Annotated in this window: 13 protein-coding genes; 12 read left to right on the plus strand and 1 reads right to left on the minus strand. The window is 44.7% G+C overall.

What is annotated here, in order from left to right; translation table 11 throughout:
* The first annotated feature begins 10 nt into the window (after positions 1 to 10).
* The 6 genes from KUV50_RS18455 (at position 11) to KUV50_RS18480 (ending at position 8656) form a co-directional block, all read left to right on the plus strand.
* On the plus strand, positions 11 to 1048 hold the full coding sequence (locus KUV50_RS18455) for a family 43 glycosylhydrolase (protein WP_222581690.1): 1038 nt from the start codon (positions 11 to 13) through the stop codon (positions 1046 to 1048).
* A gap of 160 nt (positions 1049 to 1208) precedes the next feature.
* On the plus strand, positions 1209 to 2027 hold the full coding sequence (locus KUV50_RS18460; protein WP_222581691.1) for a hypothetical protein: 819 nt from the start codon (positions 1209 to 1211) through the stop codon (positions 2025 to 2027).
* A gap of 11 nt (positions 2028 to 2038) precedes the next feature.
* Positions 2039 to 3304, plus strand: a complete 1266-nt coding sequence (locus KUV50_RS18465) for a Tm-1-like ATP-binding domain-containing protein (protein ID WP_222581692.1) — start codon at positions 2039 to 2041, stop codon at positions 3302 to 3304.
* Positions 3305 to 3336: 32 nt separating this feature from the next.
* A complete protein-coding gene (locus KUV50_RS18470; protein ID WP_222581693.1) occupies positions 3337 to 4197 on the plus strand; it encodes a phosphoenolpyruvate hydrolase family protein in 861 nt (286 codons plus the stop codon).
* Between the two features lie 391 nt (positions 4198 to 4588).
* Positions 4589 to 4999 (plus strand): cupin domain-containing protein, encoded by a 411-nt coding sequence (locus KUV50_RS18475; RefSeq protein ID WP_222581694.1) that lies wholly within the window; start codon positions 4589 to 4591, stop codon positions 4997 to 4999.
* 312 nt (positions 5000 to 5311) lie between these two features.
* Positions 5312 to 8656 (plus strand): PVC-type heme-binding CxxCH protein, encoded by a 3345-nt coding sequence (locus KUV50_RS18480; RefSeq protein WP_222581695.1) that lies wholly within the window; start codon positions 5312 to 5314, stop codon positions 8654 to 8656.
* Between the two features lie 1063 nt (positions 8657 to 9719).
* On the opposite strand, the gene KUV50_RS18485 is transcribed toward KUV50_RS18480, so the two are convergent.
* Positions 9720 to 10262, minus strand: coding sequence for an RNA polymerase sigma factor (locus tag KUV50_RS18485; RefSeq protein ID WP_222581696.1), 543 nt, complete (start codon positions 10260 to 10262; stop codon positions 9720 to 9722).
* 231 nt (positions 10263 to 10493) lie between these two features.
* Here KUV50_RS18485 and KUV50_RS18490 point away from each other — a divergent pair, with 231 nt between their 5' ends.
* The 6 genes from KUV50_RS18490 to KUV50_RS18515 all read left to right on the plus strand — a co-directional run bounded on the left by KUV50_RS18490 (position 10494) and on the right by KUV50_RS18515 (position 20375).
* A complete protein-coding gene (locus KUV50_RS18490) occupies positions 10494 to 11411 on the plus strand; it encodes a FecR family protein (protein ID WP_222581697.1) in 918 nt (305 codons plus the stop codon).
* Positions 11412 to 11448: 37 nt separating this feature from the next.
* Positions 11449 to 15054 (plus strand): SusC/RagA family TonB-linked outer membrane protein, encoded by a 3606-nt coding sequence (locus KUV50_RS18495; protein ID WP_222581698.1) that lies wholly within the window; start codon positions 11449 to 11451, stop codon positions 15052 to 15054.
* A gap of 11 nt (positions 15055 to 15065) precedes the next feature.
* Complete coding sequence (locus tag KUV50_RS18500; protein WP_222581699.1) at positions 15066 to 16865, plus strand: RagB/SusD family nutrient uptake outer membrane protein; 1800 nt, start codon at positions 15066 to 15068, stop codon at positions 16863 to 16865.
* A gap of 1 nt (position 16866) precedes the next feature.
* The gene (locus KUV50_RS18505) at positions 16867 to 17757 is read left to right on the plus strand and encodes a metallophosphoesterase family protein (protein WP_222581700.1); all 891 of its coding nucleotides are present in this window, start codon (positions 16867 to 16869) and stop codon (positions 17755 to 17757) included.
* A 131-nt stretch (positions 17758 to 17888) separates the two neighbouring features.
* Positions 17889 to 19172, plus strand: coding sequence for an alkaline phosphatase family protein (locus KUV50_RS18510; protein ID WP_222581701.1), 1284 nt, complete (start codon positions 17889 to 17891; stop codon positions 19170 to 19172).
* A gap of 279 nt (positions 19173 to 19451) precedes the next feature.
* Complete coding sequence (locus tag KUV50_RS18515) at positions 19452 to 20375, plus strand: endonuclease/exonuclease/phosphatase family protein (protein ID WP_222581702.1); 924 nt, start codon at positions 19452 to 19454, stop codon at positions 20373 to 20375.
* The last annotated feature ends 330 nt before the right edge of the window (positions 20376 to 20705 follow it).

Below are 20705 nucleotides of genomic sequence, written 5' to 3' on the forward strand. Positions count from 1 at the left end.
AGACCTATTTATGATCACCTCATTGCGTTTCATTCTTCTTACGATGATGGGGCTGTTGGTGACCAATCCATCATTTACTCAAAACACCACCTTTACCAATCCGATCCTCCCTTCCGGAGCTGATCCGTACAGTACCTGGCACGACGGGTATTACTATTATACCCATACGGTCGGGGACCGACTGATTCTTTGGAAGACGGATAATCTGGCGAACTTGAGCTCCGCGGAAAAACGGACCATCTGGGTGCCTCCATCGGGTGAAATGTTTTCTAAAAATATTTGGGCACCTGAATTTCATTTTATCGAAGGTCGCTGGTATGTGTATTTCGCAGCAGATGATGGGGATAATAACAACCACCGGATGTACGTAATGGAGAATAAATCGGAAGATCCGTTTCAGGGCGATTGGGAATTCAAGGGGAAAGTCGGCACCCATCTGGATCGATGGGCGATCGATGGGAATGTGTTTACATACAAGGATCAACTCTATATGATTTGGTCCGGATGGCCAGGCAATGAGAATGGACAGCAAAATATTTATATTGCGGAAATGGAAAATCCCTGGACGATTCGTGGAATCAGAGTATTAATCTCAGAACCGGATTTTCCTTGGGAAAAGCAAGGGGATCTGACCAATGATCCGAATACCTTGCACCTGAATGTGAATGAAGGACCACAATTTTTAACACACGATGAACGGGTGTTTATCGTGTATTCAGCCAGTGCCTGTTGGACAGATTACTACAGTCTGGGGTTGCTGAGTTTTGATGGATCAGGAGATCTGATGGATCCGTCGGCCTGGACAAAGTCACCGCAACCGATCTTCAAGCAGTCCCTGGAAAACGGTGTTTACGGCCCGGGACACAATTCGTTTTTTAAATCGCCTGATGGCTCCGAGGATTGGATCTTGTATCATGCGAATTCCAATCCCGGGGAGGGATGTGGACATAAAAGATCACCCCGCATGCAAAAAATTGAATGGAATACGGATGGTACGCCCCACCTCGGCGTTCCGGTGTCCGAAAACACGGTGTTGAAGATACCTTGAAAGTGTGGGTGTGGGTTGGTGTGAATGTGCGTGTGGTGGAAGTGCCTGTGCCGCCGCAGTGGTGAACTTGCCGGGGGAAGAATAGCGCTTGGATAGGGTCTTACCCCTGTACGAGGTGTGGTGAAAGAAAAATAATAAGATTGTTAAATTGAATGATCAAATGAATAGTATAATTTTAGTTTTTCTGGCGTTCCTGGGGCCTTTATTCATGCGCGGAGCGCCGAATTTTTTTTCGGATTCCGTGATATCCCTGGTTCGGTGCTGTCTGGCCGTAGGGAGGACAGTGCAGAACCAGGACTTGTCCCCGACCCGTTCAGCTGCACTCCGACCGCAGGGAGGATTGCAGCTGAACTCCGGATGGATGCAGGATCCAGGTAACCCCGCTTCAAAAGACACTGCAAATTTCCCACAATTGGAAACCTATTTGAAAGACATCCTTGAAACCTTTGATGGTGATGAAAGAGTCCTGCTTTGGGACTTGTACAATGAACCCGGGAACAGTGGGAAAGGTAATGAGTCCATGGCTTTACTGAAAAACGTTTTTACCTGGGCTAAAGAAGTCAATCCAGCTCAGCCTGTTTCGGTCGGACTATGGAACTGGGATCTTATAGATCTGAATATTTATCAAGCGTTGCATTCCGATGTATTGACCTATCATTGTTATGAAGGACCAGATCAGCACACACGCATCATTGAGCTACTCAAAACACATGGCTTACCCATGATATGCACCGAGTATATGGCCAGAACAAATAACAGCACATTTAAAAATTCTATGCCAATACTTAAAGAATTCCGGGTAGGAGCTATAAATTGGGGATTGGTTAGCGGTAAAACGAACACCATTTATGCCTGGAATACTCCTATTGGAAGTGGGGAGGAGCCGGAGGTGTGGTTTCATGATATCTTCCGGAAAGATGGAACACCCTACCGCCAGGATGAGGTTGATTTGATTCAGAAATTAAATGCACAAAAATAGATAGGAGCCAGATGCAATGTAAAACAATTAAAAATGAACCCCGTGTCATTATGGCGGGGACCTTTGATACCAAAGGGGCGGAATTTGATTACCTCCACGCTTGTCTGACGCAGCACAATCTGGATGTGATTTCTATTAACTTAGGTGTTTATAAGAGTAAGGTTGGCTTTGCCGTGCAGTATGATTCACCGATGGTCGCACAAAAAGGAGGTCGTTCTCTGGATGATCTTCATAGTTTAAACGATCGCGGTAAAGCGCTTGAGATCATGAGCACCGGAGCTGTACGTATCGTGAACGAACTGAAAAGTAGAGGAGAAAAAATGGATGGAATCATCAGCATGGGCGGCGGCGGTGGCACTTACATGGGGCTCCAGGTGATGCAGAAGGTCCCGTTTGGCGTCCCAAAATTGTGCATCAGTACCTTAGCCACCAAAGATTTATCTGCTCATATCGGGCATAAGGATATTACTTTGATGCCCTCCATTGTGGATCTGGCCGGACTAAACAGTATTAGCCGGTCTGTGATCCGGCGCGGTGCCAGTGCTTTGGCCGGGATGATCCGATCATCAAATACAGTTCGGGCAGATAAAAAGAAAAGCATTGCCATCAGTGTGTTCGGGAACACGACTAACTGTGTCGAAAAGTGTTCGGAGCTGCTGCAGGAAAAGAATTATGAGGTGTTGAGCTTTCATGCAGTGGGATCAGGCGGTAAGACCATGGAATCCCTGATTGAGGAGGATTTCTTTGAAGGAGTATTGGATATAACCACCACGGAACTGGCTGATGAACTGTGCGGGGGCATTTGTAGTGCCGGTCCCGATCGCTTAACGGCTGCTTCTGCTATGAACCTACCCCAGGTGGTGGCGCCGGGCTGTCTGGATATGGTTAATTTCGGTTCTATGGCCACAGTTCCCGATAAATACAAGGACAGGCAGCTCTATAGTTGGGCGCCCGATGTAACGTTGATGCGGACCAATGAAGCTGAAAATCGAGAATTGGGAAAAATCATAGCAGAAAAACTAAATAAAGCTCGGGCTCCGGTTACCATATTATTACCTTTAGGTGGTTTGTCAAAAATCGGTGGTACAGGCGAGGTATTTTATAAACCTGAGATCGACAGGATCTTATTCGATGCCATTAAAGAAAATGTAAAGGATGCCATCACAGTCAAAGAAATTAATGAAAACATAAATACACCGGAGTTTGCAAAAATGGCTGTAAATGCTCTACTTAGCATGTTGGAATTAGAGTCAGAGATTTTGGAAGAAAATAATTAATCATTTATCATTAACCATTAATAATTAAAAAAATGCCAAATCCATGGACGGGGATAGGAAATCCCTACACCAGAGAAGAAGTGAAAGAACGATTAAGAACCACCCTGGATGCCAATAAGGCCATCATTGGTGCCGGCGCAGGTACCGGGATCAGTGCGAAATTTATTGAAAAAGGAGGGGCCGATTTTATTATCGTGTACAATTCCGGCCGTTTTCGAATGTCCGGTCACGGGTCGACCGCCGGGATGATGGCTTATGGCGATGCCAATGCCGTAGCGATGGAAATCGGTGAATTTGAAGTGTTGCCGGTCGTGGAAGAAATTCCCGTGATCTGCGGCGTGCACGGCAGTGATCCGCGAAGACGGATGTGGCATTTTCTGGGCCAGGTCAAAGACATGGGGTTTTCGGGGGTGAATAATTTTCCCACGCATTCCATTATTGACGGCCATTTCAGAAATGTGTTGGAAGAAACCGGGATGCCATTTCAGAAGGAGGTGGAGATGATCAACCTGGCATCTAAAATGGATCTGTTTTCCGTAGTCTATGTCGCCAAACCGGACGAAGCGGTGCAGATGGCCGATGTGGGGGCGGATGCCATTATTGCACATGTCGGGACCACAGTGGGGGGGTCCATTGGAGTCACCGATGCCACAGCTTCCATGGATGATGCCATCGAACGTACTCAACGGATTGTAGATGCGGTCAAAAAATCAAACCCGGATACGATATTCCTGGCTCATGGCGGCCCGATCAATACGCCGGATGATGTACGGTATGCGCTGGATCATGTGGATGGATTGCATGGGTTCGTCGGCGCTTCTTCGTTGGAACGTATGGGGGTAGAGGAGTCGTTGACTAATTTGACGAAAGAATTTAAATCGTTGACTATATAAAATAGGTATGCAGTTAACCTGACAGCGATTGGAAAAGTTTAATTTCAAAGCCATAATGAGGTTTTTACATCTAATGAATAACTCGATAATGTCCAACCTGTCAGTATTTGGGATAAAAAGTGTTTCTTGGTGCAAAATGTATAGGTGCTTTGTATTGAAATTACTTCACCAGCAAGATCTGCCAACATTTTTCAATCAGATCCTAAACGACAGGTCGGTAAACTGCCCGCTGAAATGTCTTTCGGATGAACTAAAACTGACGCTCCAATGGACGAATAGTTTCAAGACGCTGTCAGATTATAATTTCGTTTGATAAATTCATTTGGGCATTTTGAATTATGATGCGTTCACGTTTAATATCAATCATAAGTGTAAATTTTTGAATAGTAGTATGAAGAAAAAGTGGAATTTCATCCAACATGACGATCAGCTCTTTGAAAAGGTAGACGACAGATCGCATTATTGGCATTCACATCCCACACTGAATGAAAACGCGGATTCCTATATGGTGAAAGTCATCATTAAAGCTGGGGATGGACACGATTTTCATGTCCATCCGGAAATGCATGAAATCCTTTACGTACTCCGGGGAAAAGCAGAGCAGTGGATCGAAGATGAAATGCGGATATTGGAGGCAGGTGACTCGGTATATATCGACGCAAACGTGGTCCATGGAACCTTCAATGCCGGGGAGGAAGATCTGGAATTCCTGGCGATCCTTTCTCCGTCGCAGGGCTGGGAAGCCGGAACCGTCGATCGGAGCGGGGAAGAACCGTATAGGAGCTACAAGCTCAAAGCATAGAAGCTGAAAGCTCAAAGTTTAAAGCTGAAAGCAAGGGGAGCTCAAAGACCTAAGCTGAAAGCTCAAAGTAAAACGAGTACCAAACGAAAGGAGCGGATTGCTGGAAAAGAGAAAAGCTGAAAGCATGGAAGCTGAAAGTTCAAAGCTGAAAGCTCAAAGTTCAAAGCTTGTAGCTCAACGACTCAAGTTCAAAGAAAAGAGGGTGAAAGAGTACATGGTATAGGATAACTTGTGAACTCAACATAGAGAGCACATTAACAGACAACATAAGAACAGACAACATAATAAATATTAACTGATAACCACATCGCGATGAAGTACACATCATTTACTTTTTTGTTTTTCTTACTCGGAATTTTACTCCTTTCATCCTGCACCGAGCAAAAGCCACCACCGGCACCACTGACGTATACGGGTGAAGACCCGCGTGTACAGGATCCGCTCAATCCGGAAGAATCCATGACGCACATTCAGGTTCCCGACGGATTTGATGTGCAACTCTTTGCCGCGGAGCCCGATATTATCAATCCCATTGCATTTACCTGGGATGAACGTGGTAGACTGTGGGTGGTGCAGTCGCAGGATTACCCACATGAGTTGAGCAACGATGTAGGCGGGGACCGGATTACGATTTGTGAGGATACGAACGGGGATGGAAAAGCCGATAAATTTACAGATTTTGCCACGGAGCAATCTTTGACCACAGGAATCACTCTGGTCAAAGGGGGGGCTATTGTGGCGCAGGCTCCCGATATGGTTTTTCTGGAAGACACCAATGGGGATGACCAGGCCGATCAAAGAACCGTTTTGTTTAGCGGCTTTGGAACCTGGGACACCCATGCCGGCCCTTCAAACCTACGGTATGGGTTGGATAATATGATCTGGGGATCAGTGGGGTATTCTGGATTTGAACAGTCGTTCCAGGGACAACCGATTGAATTTAAAATGGGGGTGTATCGTTTTGCCAGAGACGGTTCATTCTTTGAACCGGTCGGTCAATTTAATAACAACACCTGGGGGCTCGGTTTCAATGAAAATTTTGAAGTGTTTGGTTCGACTGCGAATAACAACCACTGTTGTTACGTCGGAATTCCACTACGACACTATGATTATCTGGACAAAATGCCCGCTTGGGCGATGAATGCCGACTTTATTCAAGGGCATTATGAGATCAGTCCGGTCGATACTATACCATTGCAGCAAGTGGACGTTCGTGGAGGGTATACAGCTGCTTCCGGAGCGAACTTTTACACCGCGCGAAATTATCCGAGTGACTATCAAAACCAGATGTATGTCTGTGAGCCCACCGGACATTTGGTGCATATCGCCCGCATTAAGAAAGATGGAGCCGGTTACAAAGAGGTCGATGGCGGAAATATCTTTGCAAGCACTGACGCGTGGACAGCGCCTGTATTTGCAGAAACAGGTCCGGATGGAAATCTTTGGGTGGCGGATTGGTACAATCCGGTCATCCAACACAACCCGGACAAGCGGGGCATGGACAATCAAATATGGAACGCCGATAAAGGCGAAGGAAATGCGCATCTCAACGAATTGCGTGATTACAGACACGGGCGGATCTATGTGATTACACATCGGAACGGTCGGACAAGTGATTTGCAATCATTGGACCCGACGGATGACGAAGGTTTGTTAAAGGGTTTGGAAAGTGATAATATGTTTTGGCGAACGAATGCGCAGCGCATAATCGTCGAAGAAAACAAGACGGATTTAATTCCTGAATTAATTGCATTGGCTTCCTCCGATGATGGAGTGCCGGAGCACACACGCCTTCATGCGTTGTGGACGCTGAATGGTCTGGGGGCTTACGGTGGTTCTTTCCCGGATGCTGATGCAGCACTGATCAATGGTCTGTCATCTGATTCTTATGCGGTGAACCGGGCTGCCCTGGCTTTATTGCCACTGTCGGCGGAAGGGAGCGAACATTTGGCTGAATCGGGATTATTATCCCACTCGGATCCGCAAGTTCGTTTGGCTGCCATACTTAAGGCAGGTGAATTGCCCGAATCCAGCGGACTTTTTACGGAAATGGAAAAACTAACCCGGGATGAAGCCAACACAAACGACAAGTGGATCGATGCGGCTATTAAAATTTATTACCGGGAAAAAAATACGGAATCGGTCGATCCGGCTGCCGTCGAAATGATTCTGCCGACAGCTGAAGAAGGTAGGAATGAATGGCGTTATACAACCACCCAACCGGCTGATGACTGGATGAACTCAGACTTTAATGACAGAAGCTGGAAAAAAGGAGCCGGGATATTTGGCGGAGCCAATACCGACCTAACCAACACGTCCTGGAAGTCCTCCGATATATGGTTGCGGCGCGAATTCTCCCTGGATACAGAAATTAGGGAACCCATTTTGAAAATAGTTCATGATGAAGATTTTGAAGTGTATGTGAATGGTCAGCTTTTGTTATCTGAGACCGGATATAGGGAAGATTATAAATATTTCAAGCTGGACCCAGAGAAAAGTGAACTGTTTAAACGCGGGAAAAATGTGATTGCGGTGCATTGTGTGAATACATCGGGCGATCAACATATTGATGTAGGAATCGGCAAAATTGGTAAACCAAAGGCTGATGTGAGCTTTGTGCTTCGTGCTGTTAATCAGGAAATGGCCTATGATAAAACGGTCTTGCATGCTCAGGTCGGGCAGACTGTGGAAATCGTGTTGAGCAATAAAGATCAGATGCCTCATAATCTGGTACTAATTCAACCCGGAACGCTCGAATCGTTTGGAGGCATGGTGGATGCCTTTACCTCCAACCCCAATGCCGCTGAACTGGCCTATGTCCCTCCTTCGAAATATGTCCTGGGTGCCACGGGTATGCTGGAACCAGGTGATCGCGAATCACTGGTCATTACGTTACCGAACACCCCCGGAATTTATCCCTATGTATGCACATTCCCTGGTCATTGGCGCATGATGCAAGGTGTGATTGTCGTATCAGCCCCGGGGTCTTATATTTCTGAAAACACAGATGCACCGCAAATCGCTGCTATTGGTGGGGGAGGATCCCACGATTTTCTAAAGTATTTTGGTCTTGCGGATGGTGAAATATTGAGTGACCATGGAAAAAATACGGTTCTGTATACCGAAGATCCGGAAGCACTGAGAACCATGTTACCTTCTACTGATCTTTTATTTTTGACAAATAACAAACCGTTTGATCCAAAGACCCGGATGGCTATTATGGATCGCGTGAATTCCGGTAAAATGAATATGCTCATTTACCATCCGGGCACCTGGTACAACTGGGCGGATTGGCCGGAATATAATAAGACCCTGGTGGGGGGAGGTTCTCGTTCTCACGAAGCGTTACAAGAATTTGAAGTGGAGGTGGTCAAACCGGATCACCCCATTATGAGAGGAGTCCCGGGTACTTTTCGGATCGTCGATGAGCTGTACCGGTGGGAAAAAGACCCCGAAGCCAGTATTGAGGTTTTGGCGATAGGGCGCGGATTGGAATCAGGAGACACCTTTCCGGTGGTGTGGGTCGTAGATCACCCCGCCGCAAACATTGTCGCAAATACGCTCGGGCATGATGAACGGGCGCATGGATTGAAAGCCTATCAGACAATATTGAAAAACAGCATGGAATACTTGATGTCGGGCGAACAAGTGAAATAGGATGGGAGCCGGAATGGACTCGGGCTGCAATTCAGAAGTTGTATGCATTATATGAAGCGCTTCTATTCCCAACAAGTCAGAGAATTTGAGTGCGTAATTAATCTTACATTCGGAGTATTTATATCGCTGTATTTTGTGCTAAATTGACTTGGGTGTACATTATTATAAATGGCGAAAGCATAGAACTTATAATAATTGTCATTTCCTAGAGAAAGCCTGAAATCAACGTAAGCTTCGATTAGGTCATTAAACATGAGAATATGACACGCCATATTTGAGATTACACCTAATTAAAGAAAATTTACCGGTCAGTGTATCTGTCATAATTTTCTGTGGTTTTAAAAATGTAATCACAATAGAACAGACTATGTTTGTTTGCTGCGAAAGCGGACCATGTGATCACGTAATATGCTCCGAGCCTATGGCTTTCGATTTAATTAGTACGAAAAATTACCCCGGATTAATCCCCAACTTGTTGGGGACGGGGCTGCCATATTTTGGTCGAGCCTATGGCTCTCGTCTATCTAGTGAAAAGGATATATATGAAGGGTAAAGAGCCGTTGGCTCGGATTATATGATAGCGGAATGAATTATTTTGAGAGCTGTAGGCTCGGTACATTTCAATCACTGAAATGTCTTATATCTCATGCCTTTTTTCACAGTATTGAGGTAGTATTTCAGGTTTTGATATATGTAATATCAACTAACCTTATAAATTCATTGATGAGTTGGGGGGCGTACTTAGCGCCCTAAACGTAGATTCTAATCAGACCTGCAGCGCAGGTCCAAGTTTATTAGCAACGGTTATTGTCAAAATGTCGACCTCAGAGGGGTCGTAATGTATGCTTAGACATGGCGACTTCTCCGAAGTCGAAGAATACTGCAAGACCATTAGCTACCATAGTTGTGACCGCTCCGAGGTCGATTGAATGAAGCTCAAATAGAGCTTTTATTTGCGCTAAAGAGGTACAAGCTGAAGATGGTAGCGCTAGATAATACCTATACATTTTTTATAAGTTGGTGCACTTGGCGCTCCGTGCATTTACAGATTAGCTGGCTTGATTTACAAGAAGAAAAAAATACCTCCAACCACCGTGATAAATTTCTCAAAATGTTCATCCATGAAATTCCGGATGACTTTCAACGCAGCCACCATATGGTTCTTAACCGTGCTTTTGGATAACTGCAAACGGTCAGCTATTTCGTTGTATGAGAGACCTTCGTTTCGATGAAGAAAGAATATCTTCTTTTGTTGATCCGTAAATAGTTCTTCGAGGTGCGCAAAAATAATTTTTCTGTCATCCTGGATCAGCGGGGAAGTACGAGTTAATTTACTAATTTGGATTTCACGCCAGTACGATTCCTGAATCTTTTGATCAGCGGCTGCCTTTCGCCAATAGTCATAAACCTGGTTTCTGGCTATAGTAAAAAGGTAGTCTTCTGGGCTTTTAATTTCGTTGGAATTATTAACCGATTGGATAAACCGAAGAAATACTTCTTGGGTCAAATCTTCCGCCAATTGCGGATTTTTAACTTTGCCCAAGATAAATTTGAAAACGCTCTTCCGTCTGTTGCCGATATATTGGTCTCTATGCATGTCATCCATCACACGACAAATTTAACAGTATTTTATATAATTTCATCGTTATTCCATTGAAATGTATCGAGACCACTGGGATTCAAAGACTGAGTTTTTGGAGACATTGGACGCATATATGACGTCTGACAAGCCGAGAAATGGGAAAGTTTTTGAAAAATACCCCGACCGATTAGACCTACCCCCACAGCATTGGAGTCTTTATACGGGAATGCGATTTAATCTATTAAACACACGGAGTTGGACAAAAAAAATAGAATTTATTATTTGGTTAACCAGTTGAATGCAGATGCGATATCAAAAGAGGAATACCTTGAATTTTTATCGCTGGTCGCTAAAGCTGAAAACAAGAAATATTTTGATGAAGTTCTTGTTAAGGACCTGGCCCATATTAAAGTGGAATCAAAGCAAGAGCCAGCAAGAAGGGTTAGGAGGAATCCAAAGTTCTTTCGTTTTGTCGCTGCAGCCTCTATCTTGGTGTTGATCGTGGCCGGGCTGTTTTTTTTAAATCCCACTTCGAGCAATGATTTAATATACACCACTTACAACGGTGAAACCAAAAAGATTACCCTTCCGGATGATAGCCGCGTTTCGCTCAATGCCAATTCTGAATTGGTCTGGTCCTCATCTGATCAATCGGTCCGTGAAGTACGATTGAAAGGCGAAGCTTTTTTTGATGTCCAGAAAGTGGAAGGAAGTTCATTTCTAGTGCACTCCAACGATCTAACCATTCAAGTGTTGGGTACCTCCTTTAATGTTAAAAACCGGAATGGTAAAGAAGAAATTTATCTGGAAGAAGGGAAACTCCAGGTATTTAATCAAAATGATAAAAGTGATGGGGTGACCCTATCATCCGGAGAATCGGCTTTTGTCCTGGATAAAACGCATAAAATTACTAAATCGACGGATCAAAAATTTGCGGATCAATCCAAATGGAAAGATGGGGTGTTGAAATTCACCAATACACCGGTGAAAGAAATCCTCGAACAAGTGGAAGCGATCTACGGTGTCCAATTGGCATTGGATGATGAAGAACTCAATGACCGACCGATGGACTTTGCTTTACCATATACCAATTGGGAATTGGTTTCCGAAGGTTTGGCTTTGGCATTGGGTAAAAACTTGATCCGACACGATGATTATTATGAATTAAATTGAAATTACCTCATTAGATACTAATTTAAAAAACTCGGTTATGATGAAAATTAAACTATGGGTATTGATTCTTACACTATTACTGGCGGGGTATAGCCCCGGTTTTACCAGCAATAACGCACCAGACGGTGAAATTGCTCTCCTGACGGCGATTTCTCTTCTTAGTAAAAAGTACGACGTATACTTCACCTACGACAGAACCTTGGTGGACGACATAAACGTAGAGTATGATGAAGACAGCAAGACTTCCATCGACGATGAATTGGAAGTATTACTTAGTAAAACGGACCTGAAATTCAAGGTGTTTAAAAGTGAATTTGTCGTTATTTACAAGGACACTGAGGAAGGATTGGAATCGCTGAAGGAGATGATGAAACACTTTAAAAAAATCATCGACGAAAAAGACGCCGTGGAGGCGACCGTATCCAATAATGTGCGTTCGGGATCTTCCAGGCTTCTGCCAGCATGGGTTCCTCCCTTGCGCCAATTGACGGGGGTAGCGATAAATGTTTCGGGAAAAGTCACCGACGAAGATGGGCAGCCGCTAATCGGGGTAAATATAACCGTGAAAAACAAAAATATTGGAACATCTTCAGATTTTGACGGAATGTATACGCTGTCGGATGTCGACGCCAATGACGTGCTGGTGTTCTCTTACATTGGCTATCGGAAGGTGGAAACACCCGTGGATGGCCGGACCACCATTGATGTCCGGATGTTGACTGATACAGAAACTCTGGAGGAGGTCGTGGTAGTGGGCTACGGAACCCAGAAAAAGGAAAATATTTCCGGCGCAGTCGATTACATTGATGGTCGGGAAATTGAGAACCGGCCGGTGGCCAATGTCATGCAGGGATTACAAGGGATCAGCCCGGGCCTTAACATTAATTATGCGGGAGGAACCCCAGGGACCAAACCCACTATTAATATTCGTGGATTTACTTCGATTAACGGCGGAAGTCCTTTGGTGGTCATTGATGGAATAGCCTCCAGTTATGATGATTTACTTCGAATCAATCCGGGAGATATTGAATCCTATTCTGTATTAAAGGATGCTGCTTCAGCCGCTATTTACGGTGCAAAAGCAGCATACGGTGTGATTCTGATTACCACTAAATCGGGCAGCGATGGAAAGACAAAAATTGAATACCGCAATTATATGGCGTGGGGAAAACCGACCGTCTTACCGGAACCAGTCACAGATCCTTACATCTTCAGCAGAGTGAAAGAAATCGGGTCAAACAACACCCCTTGGGATTATATCAATTATTCCGATGAACATTTTAGATGGGCCAAAGAACGATCGGAAGATCCATCCATAGAAGAAGTGCGTCTGGATCCGGAAGATCCAACCAAATGGGCCTATATGGGAGACAACAATTGGAATGATTATTTCCTGAATAATTCAGCGATGTCGTACAACCACAGCCTGGCTTTTAGCGGAGGATACAGTTTTGAAGATGGTCGGAAAATTGGGTATTATCTTTCCGGTGATCTGACCAATGAAAACGGATTGAATAAATTGACCGATGATTATTACAATCGAAACGGCCTCCGTGCAAAATTGAATTTCGATCCACTAACATGGTTGGAATTGAACAACAACACCAGTATCTATCAAACAGAGCGGGCTCGACCACGAACAAATCTCACGGACCTTTATTACCGGATCCCCATTGATGTGGCTGAGAACCCCGACGGAACCTGGGCCAATACAGATGTAGGTCGATTGGCAGCCAGCCTCGTGGACGGTGGGAAAAATTTAAACACACTGACCGGATTTCAAAATATTCTCTCGGCCAATGCGAATTTTTTCGAAAATGCATTAACGGTAACCGGCCGTGTGTCGTTCAAAAAAGAACTTTGGAAGTATGGCAGGTATACCACACAATACCAGATTGGATTTGGTCCGGACGATGTACGGACAGAAGGAGGAACTGGTGGTGTCGGAGAAACCAATGGACAACTCAACAACACGATATTGGATCTTTTTGCGACCTATAGTAAAACGGACGGGAATCATTTCTTTAAAATACTGGGCGGTGTCAACCAGGAAGATTATTCTTTTTCCAGCCTGGCTGCCAGCAAGGATGTGTTGATTTCTTCCTCACTTCCTTATATCAACCTGACCAGTGGAGAACCAACGATCGATGCCGGGTATAGCTCATACGCTACACGGAGTGTATTTGGACGATTGAATTACCATTATCAAGATCGGTACCTGCTTGAATTGAATGGGCGTTATGATGGTTCCTCACGTTTTCCTAAAGATGGACGCTGGGGCTTTTTCCCTTCCGTATCCTTGGGATATGTCATTAGCGAAGAACCATTTATTAAAAATTTATTTTCAGGCGCAGAGCCTTTTGTGAAAATTCGGGCCTCCTACGGCGACTTAGGTAACCAGGAAGTTGGAAATTTTGCTTATATCCAAACCTTGGGAACTGGGAATTCGACGTACATTATAGACGGAACCCAACCAACGGTCATTACAGGAGGAGCACCCTCTCTTCAGATTGACCCGACGAATTATACCTGGGAACGAGTATCAACCTTAAATTTCGGGGCTGATATTGGTTTTTTTGAAGGAAAACTGCAAGGTGCTTTTGATATATACAACCGGAAAACACTGGGTATGCTCACCGCCGGACAGGAGCTGCCAGCTGTTTTGGGTTCCTCGGTGCCGCGACAAAATATCGCTGACCTGGAAACCAAAGGATGGGAAGCTTCCGTCAGTTACCGCAACGCGGTTAGTCTGGCCGGCAAGCCTTTTGATTTTGATGTGAAATTCATCGTATCTGATTCCCGGTCCTGGATTACCAAATTTCAGAATGATTTGAACCTATTCTCCGGATGGCGGGAAGGACAAGAGATCGGTGAGCTGTGGGGCCTGGAGAGTGACGGGTTATTTACAAACCAGGAAGAAATCGATGCGCTGGACGAATCGGAAATAATCCCCTGGGGTGCACTAACTATAGTTCCCGGATGGCCAAAGTATATCGATCAGGATGGAAATGGTGCGATTCAAAAAGGAAGATCTTCGGATGATCCAAAGGATTTAGTAAAAATAGGAAATACATCATCCCGGTATCGGGTTGGAGCAAATATGTCCGGAATGTGGAATGGTTTTGATGTTTCCTTGTTCCTGCAAGGAGTTTTGAAGCGGGACTTCTATCCCAAGCATTATTTATACTGGGGCCCCTACCAGCAGCCTTATGCCAATGTGTATCCGTGGAACCTGGACTTTTACCGGCCTGAAGGTGATTCGGAATCGTTGCGTAAACAGCATTCCCAATCGTACCTGGATGCCGGCTTAGCAGAACAAAACCTGGATTCTCAGTTTCCGGTTTTGCAATCGTGGTTGGCTGACAATAATTACGGTGGTGCAGGACTCGATATACCACAAACAAGTCACTTATTGAATGGAGCTTACGTCCGGGTGAAAAACTTAACACTGGGTTATACGCTTCCGGCAAAACTCACAGAGAAAGTTCGGGTTAGTCGTTTCCGATTGTTCTTTACCGGTGAAAATTTATTTGAGTTTTCGCCCATCAAGGAGTTTATGGATCCCGAAGCGGTAGAGGATGGCTATGGATGGGCTTATCCCTTCCAGCGGAAGATTTCTTTCGGACTTAACATCAATTTCTAAAACTATATACAATGAGAAATACAGCAGCATATATTATGATCGTATTTTTATCGGGCGTTCTATTTTCTTGTAGCGACGATTTTCTCGATAAATATCCGCAAACATCAATTTCACCCGAAGAATTTTTCAAAACAGAGCAAGACCTGAAATTGTACATTGACGGTTTGTTAAGTCTTAAGAGTAAATGGGCTTATCAAGGAGAACAGGGTACGGACAATCTGGCGACCACCGGTGCCGTCGAAATAAAAACCCTGTTGAGTGGATCTCCTTCTCCAGAGACGTTGACCGGTGGTTGGAATTGGGGACGATTGCGTGACATTAACTACTTTTTGGAAAATGTTGATCAGGCCGATGTGGATGAAAATATTAAAAATCACTACATCGGACTGGCGCGAATGTATCGGGCTCGGTTTTATTACGGAATGGTTACGCGGTATTCTGATCTGCCCTGGTATTCTTCCACACTGAATACTTCTGACGAGGAAGCGCTTAAAAAACCACGTGATTCACGTCAGATGGTGGTGGAAAACATTATGGCTGATTTGAAATTTGCCTACGAACACGTTAGGGAAGAAGTGGCTGAAGGCACCCCGGGAAAATGGATGGTTGCATCGATCTATGCCCGGATTGCGTTGTCCGAGGGCTCCTGGCGTAAATACCACCCCGAACTGGAGCTTCAAAATACGGCGGATGAATTTTTTCAAATCGCTCAGTCTGTTTCCAAAGATATCATGGATAGTGGGTTGTTCTCCATATACAATACCGGCAACCCCGAAACGGACTACAAGACCTTATTCTCATCCCAGGATCTTACCAGTAATCCGGAGGTTGTAATGCCCCATATTTATGATGACGAAATAGGCCATGGTCTGGAGTTGTCTACTATTTTTAGTGACTATGAACAAAGCCCTAGCCGGGAATTGCTCCAGACTTACCTGATGCGTGATGGCAGCCGGTTCACAGAAATGGAAAACTTCAGGGAGAAGCTTTATGTAGAGGAATTCCTGAACCGGGATTTCCGGTTGATGAGCTCCTATGCCTATCCGGGTTGGAAGAACAGAGGAGATGAAAATCCATATATTCAACGGTTAAATAAAAACTTTACGGGGTATCATCAGATCAAAGGCTATGACAACAGCCCCGATAATATTGTCCAGCGAAGTACTGATTTTCCTGCTATTCGCTATGCTGAAATCTTATTGATTTATGCGGAGGCATCGGCAGAACTGGGAGTGGTTAATCAAACCATACTGGATCAAACCATCAATGTGCTTCGGGAACGTGCTGGTGTTAATGTACTGGATTATGACTGGGCTAATGCGAATCCGGACCCGTTTCTTATGGAGCGTTACCCTAACTTGAGAGGCGAAAATGCCGGGGTATTACTGGAAATCCGACGGGAGCGTCGGGTAGAATTGGCTTTTGAAGATTTCCGATTCGGCGATCTGATGCGATGGGCCGCCGGCGATTTATTGACTAAAGCGCCTTCAGGGATGTATTTTCCCGGACTTGGACAGTATGATATGACCGGAGACGGCGTGGTTGATATAGCCCTAATCAGTGCTGATCAAGATATTCCATTCGAGGATGAAAAGGAAACCAATTCTTTGGGGGAGAAGTTGATTTATTACCGCGTGAGTACCATAGCGGATGGCAGTGGAACCGTTTATCTCGAAAATGGCGAAGAGGGAGGTGAAATTATCACCGAGAATGCAACTCGAACTTTTGTGACACCCCAGTATTACTACCGTCCGATTCCAGCGACTCAAATGGTATTGAATCCGAATCTGGAGCAAATATTTGGTTGGTAAAATGAGAAGAAGGGATTGGATTAGAAACACCCTCCTTTCAGCAGGTGCAGGACTGAGCTGGACTCGATGGTCATCCGAACCTAAGTCTAAAAAAGAGGGATTACGAATTGCGCACATCACAGATGTGCACATCAGACCGGAAGAAGAGGTTCCGGCGCGTGCACGCCGGGCCATGGAGGCTATTCTTGATGAGCAGGTTGATTTCTTTCTGAACGGCGGCGATTCCATTCACGATGCCTCCTATGACGATGTCACCCGGCAAAGGGTGGAAGAACAATGGAAGGTATGGGATGATTTTCGAGCTTTGGCCGATGGCTATGAGATGCACAGCTGCCTGGGTAATCACGATATGTGGTGGGCAGCACCTTCCAAAAATGATGCGATGTATGGAAAAGAATATGCCGTGAAACGTTTGAAAATTCCGCACCGGTATTATTCATTTTACAGACAAGGTTGGCATTTTTTCGTCCTGGACAGCAATCAATCCGGGATTCAACTCGACTCAAATCAAAGAATATGGCTCGAAGATGAATTAAATGCTTTGGAGAAGAACACACCGGTATTGCTGATGTCCCATTATCCCATTCTGGGCGTCACCGATCATTTTGTCGGGGGACAGCATTCGGATTTTGAGGAGTTGAAAACCCTCTTTTATAAGCACAAGGATAAGGTAAAGCTGTGCCTCAGCGGCCATCAACATATGGTGGATGAAGCCTGGTACAATGGGGTTTCTTACCGTTGCAACGGGGCACTTAGTGGATTTTGGTGGGGGGATGGCGACGAGGCCTCTGCCGGTAAGGGCTACTACCTGGAAACACCACCGGGGTATGCGGTGCTCGATTTGTACCCGGATGGTACATTTAAGAATAACTATATTCCGCACACTTTTTGAGGTTAAATTGAATAGAAGAACGGTGAGCACAGTGTTAATTTATGACTACCTTCGTTTTTTACCTGGAAATAATACTGCCGGCTTTCAAAATATGAATACAAAAACCAAAACTGATAACTAATTTTTGAAGAATGACTTTTAATAATTATTTTCTTTTCATTTTATTCTGCACTATTTTTGTGAATCCGAGCTACAGCCAGAATGGAGATCAACCTGATCGTAAAACGCTCTTTATGATCGTAGACGGGATCTCAGACGATGTGATTCAGGAAGTCAGTACACCCCATCTGGATGCTATTGCTGAAGAAGGCGCATTTATTCCGGCCTATGTGGGTGGTGGTGCGGGAACCTATTCGGAAACACCTACCATTTCAGCTGTCGGATACAATAGTTTACTCACCGGGACCTGGGCGAATAAACACAATGTGTGGGGGAATGAAATTAAGGATCCCAATTATCGATATTGGACCATCTTTCGATATTTTAAAGAACAATATCCTGCAAAGACAATGGCAGTGTATTCCACATGGCTGGATAACCGGACTAAGTTGATTGGAACGGGGTTGGATGCCACCGGTCGGTTGCAGATGGATTACTACTTTGATGGTTTTGAACAGGATACCGTCCGGTTTCCCCATGATGAAGCGACGACGTATATCCGGGATATTGATAACCTGGTTGCGGACGAAGCGGCCCAAAATATCCGGAAAGAAGGGCCGGACATGAGTTGGGTTTACCTGCAGTTTACCGATAACATGGGGCATCAATATGGAGATCATCCTAAGTTCTATGAATCCATACGGTTGATGGATGATCAGGTGGGCCGGATATGGGAAGCTGTGAAAGAACGGGAAATGAACAACAATGAAGAATGGTTGGTCGTGATTACCACCGATCACGGCCGTTCTGCGGATACCGGAAAAGACCATGGCGGACAGTCAGAACGAGAGCGAGCCACCTGGATTGTCACAAATCAGAATGAACTCAACGAATATGCGCAAAATTACCGGGTGGCTGTTGTGGATATCTTGCCGACCATTGCTGATTTTATGGAGGTATCCATACCCAAATACCGGGCTATGGAGCTTGACGGCGTTTCTTTGATGAGTGAAGTAGACGCAGTAAACCTGGTTGCAGAAAAATCGAGTGATCTGGTCAATCGGAATTCAGGAAAGGTGGGTGAAAAAATTAAATTGACCTGGGACTCCTTGGACAACGGAGGAAAAGCGCGGGTTTGGATAACCACGACCAATCATTTTCGCTACGGGGGAGAGGATCACTATTTTAGTTTAGGTGAGGTTGATTTATCCAAAGAAGAAGCCGAATTTGCAATTGGAATGCCCGATTCAGAACTATTTAAAGTAGTCCTGGAAACGCCTCATCACTATTTAAATGCCTGGATCATCGACCGGTGATCAGAACCAGTAACAAAAGGGGAAGGACGTTAGAGTGTTCAATTCCCGTGCGCTATTGAATCGCCTGGCTCAATCTGCGATTCGTGAGCCCGAAGTGATCTGGAAGCGCATTCAATCAAAAATATAGAATTATGGCGCTTCCATCCCAAACTTATTGGGGATGGAAGCGCAGGGTGTTTATTTATAAGAACATATAAAACAGACCACCAGGCCCATTGAAAAGTTTAACGTAAAAATAAAGGCATGGTATTATATGGAATGTCTAATAATAGATTAGAAATGAGAACTTCCATCGCGCTTGCTATCATCACACTTCTGGCCATGAAAAGTTTTGCACAAGAGCCCGTCACTACCTTTAAAGTGATGGCCTGGAATATCCTCCATGGGGGCAATGACATAGAAAAAGGGCCTGAGAATGTGGTGAAAATCATCCAGGCAATTAATCCCGATGTGGTTTTGATGGTCGAAACCTATGGGTCGGGCAAGAAAATTGCGGATGCTTTGGGATATCACTTTCATCTGATCGCACCCGAGGGCACTGCCTTGGATGACGAGTCCATTAACTTGTCGATTTTTTCCAAATACCCTTTCGGAGAGCGGATCGATACGGAGTACCCTTTTTACCTCGGAGGACGAGAAATTTTTATAGAAGATCAGAGCATACGATTTCTGTCGAATTGGTTTCATTATACGCCCTGGTATGATGAGCCTCATAAGATGGGGATGAATGCTAAAGAACTACTCGATATGGAAAAAACGGGTAGTAAGTATGAAATGATTCAAAAGGTGTTGCCTTATATTGAGAAGTATGCTGCGGAATCGGATTCCATACCCTTCATTATTGGCGGCGATTTCAATACACCATCTCACTTGGACTGGGGCGAAGAAACAAAAGGTATACATGATGGTTTGGTAGTCCCCTGGTATGCCACCAAAGTGTTGGAAGATCTTGGATTAACGGATACCTACCGGGCGTTGAACCCCGATGTGTTAAGGCATCCGGGCATTACATGGAACACAAAAGGAAAAAGCGATTCCCATCGCATCGATTACATCTTTTACAAAGGCAGATTGCTGAATCCTCTGAAATCCAAAACTTACCATGAATACATCAATGAACCGATTCGGATAGGAGATAACGGTCCTGTTTTATACCCATCCGATCACGGAATCGTGGTCACGGAATTTGAGATCACGGATTAATATGAATAGAAGCGACTTTTAATCATGCGACTATATGGGAGCCTAAACATCTACCGGGTTCAACAGCGTGTGTGGAAACCTGACATCGTTTGACATTTGTTTAATATATAGTATTTTGTGCAATGTATAAAATGTTTGTAATCTGTATGTACCACCCGAAACTATTGGTATTAAGAATCCTACATTTTTACAAAAAGCCATCTTCAGCCAGACGCTCGTATGTTTACCCCAAGTTGAAAAAGAGCTAATATAATGTTAGATTCTGATTTTTATAAACAGGAAAGAAAGCATGGGATTAGCAACAAGACGAAGATAGCAATTTATGCATAT

This window comes from Membranihabitans marinus (genome assembly GCF_019802045.1).
In the GTDB taxonomy this organism is placed as follows: Bacteria; Bacteroidota; Bacteroidia; order Chitinophagales; family Saprospiraceae; genus Membranihabitans; species Membranihabitans marinus_A.

Excerpts from the sequence above, each read along its gene's own strand:
- KUV50_RS18455 (WP_222581690.1), top strand. The coding sequence starts at position 11 with ATGATCACCTCATTGCGTTTCATTCTTCTTACGATGATGGGGCTGTTG.
- KUV50_RS18460 (WP_222581691.1), top strand. The coding sequence starts at position 1,209 with ATGAATAGTATAATTTTAGTTTTTCTGGCGTTCCTGGGGCCTTTATTC.
- KUV50_RS18465 (WP_222581692.1), top strand. The coding sequence starts at position 2,039 with ATGCAATGTAAAACAATTAAAAATGAACCCCGTGTCATTATGGCGGGG.
- KUV50_RS18470 (WP_222581693.1), top strand. The coding sequence starts at position 3,337 with ATGCCAAATCCATGGACGGGGATAGGAAATCCCTACACCAGAGAAGAA.
- KUV50_RS18475 (WP_222581694.1), top strand. The coding sequence starts at position 4,589 with ATGAAGAAAAAGTGGAATTTCATCCAACATGACGATCAGCTCTTTGAA.
- KUV50_RS18480 (WP_222581695.1), top strand. The coding sequence starts at position 5,312 with ATGAAGTACACATCATTTACTTTTTTGTTTTTCTTACTCGGAATTTTA.
- KUV50_RS18485 (WP_222581696.1), bottom strand. The coding sequence starts at position 10,262 with ATGGATGACATGCATAGAGACCAATATATCGGCAACAGACGGAAGAGC.
- KUV50_RS18495 (WP_222581698.1), top strand. The coding sequence starts at position 11,449 with ATGATGAAAATTAAACTATGGGTATTGATTCTTACACTATTACTGGCG.
- KUV50_RS18500 (WP_222581699.1), top strand. The coding sequence starts at position 15,066 with ATGAGAAATACAGCAGCATATATTATGATCGTATTTTTATCGGGCGTT.
- KUV50_RS18505 (WP_222581700.1), top strand. The coding sequence starts at position 16,867 with ATGAGAAGAAGGGATTGGATTAGAAACACCCTCCTTTCAGCAGGTGCA.
- KUV50_RS18510 (WP_222581701.1), top strand. The coding sequence starts at position 17,889 with ATGACTTTTAATAATTATTTTCTTTTCATTTTATTCTGCACTATTTTT.
- KUV50_RS18515 (WP_222581702.1), top strand. The coding sequence starts at position 19,452 with ATGAGAACTTCCATCGCGCTTGCTATCATCACACTTCTGGCCATGAAA.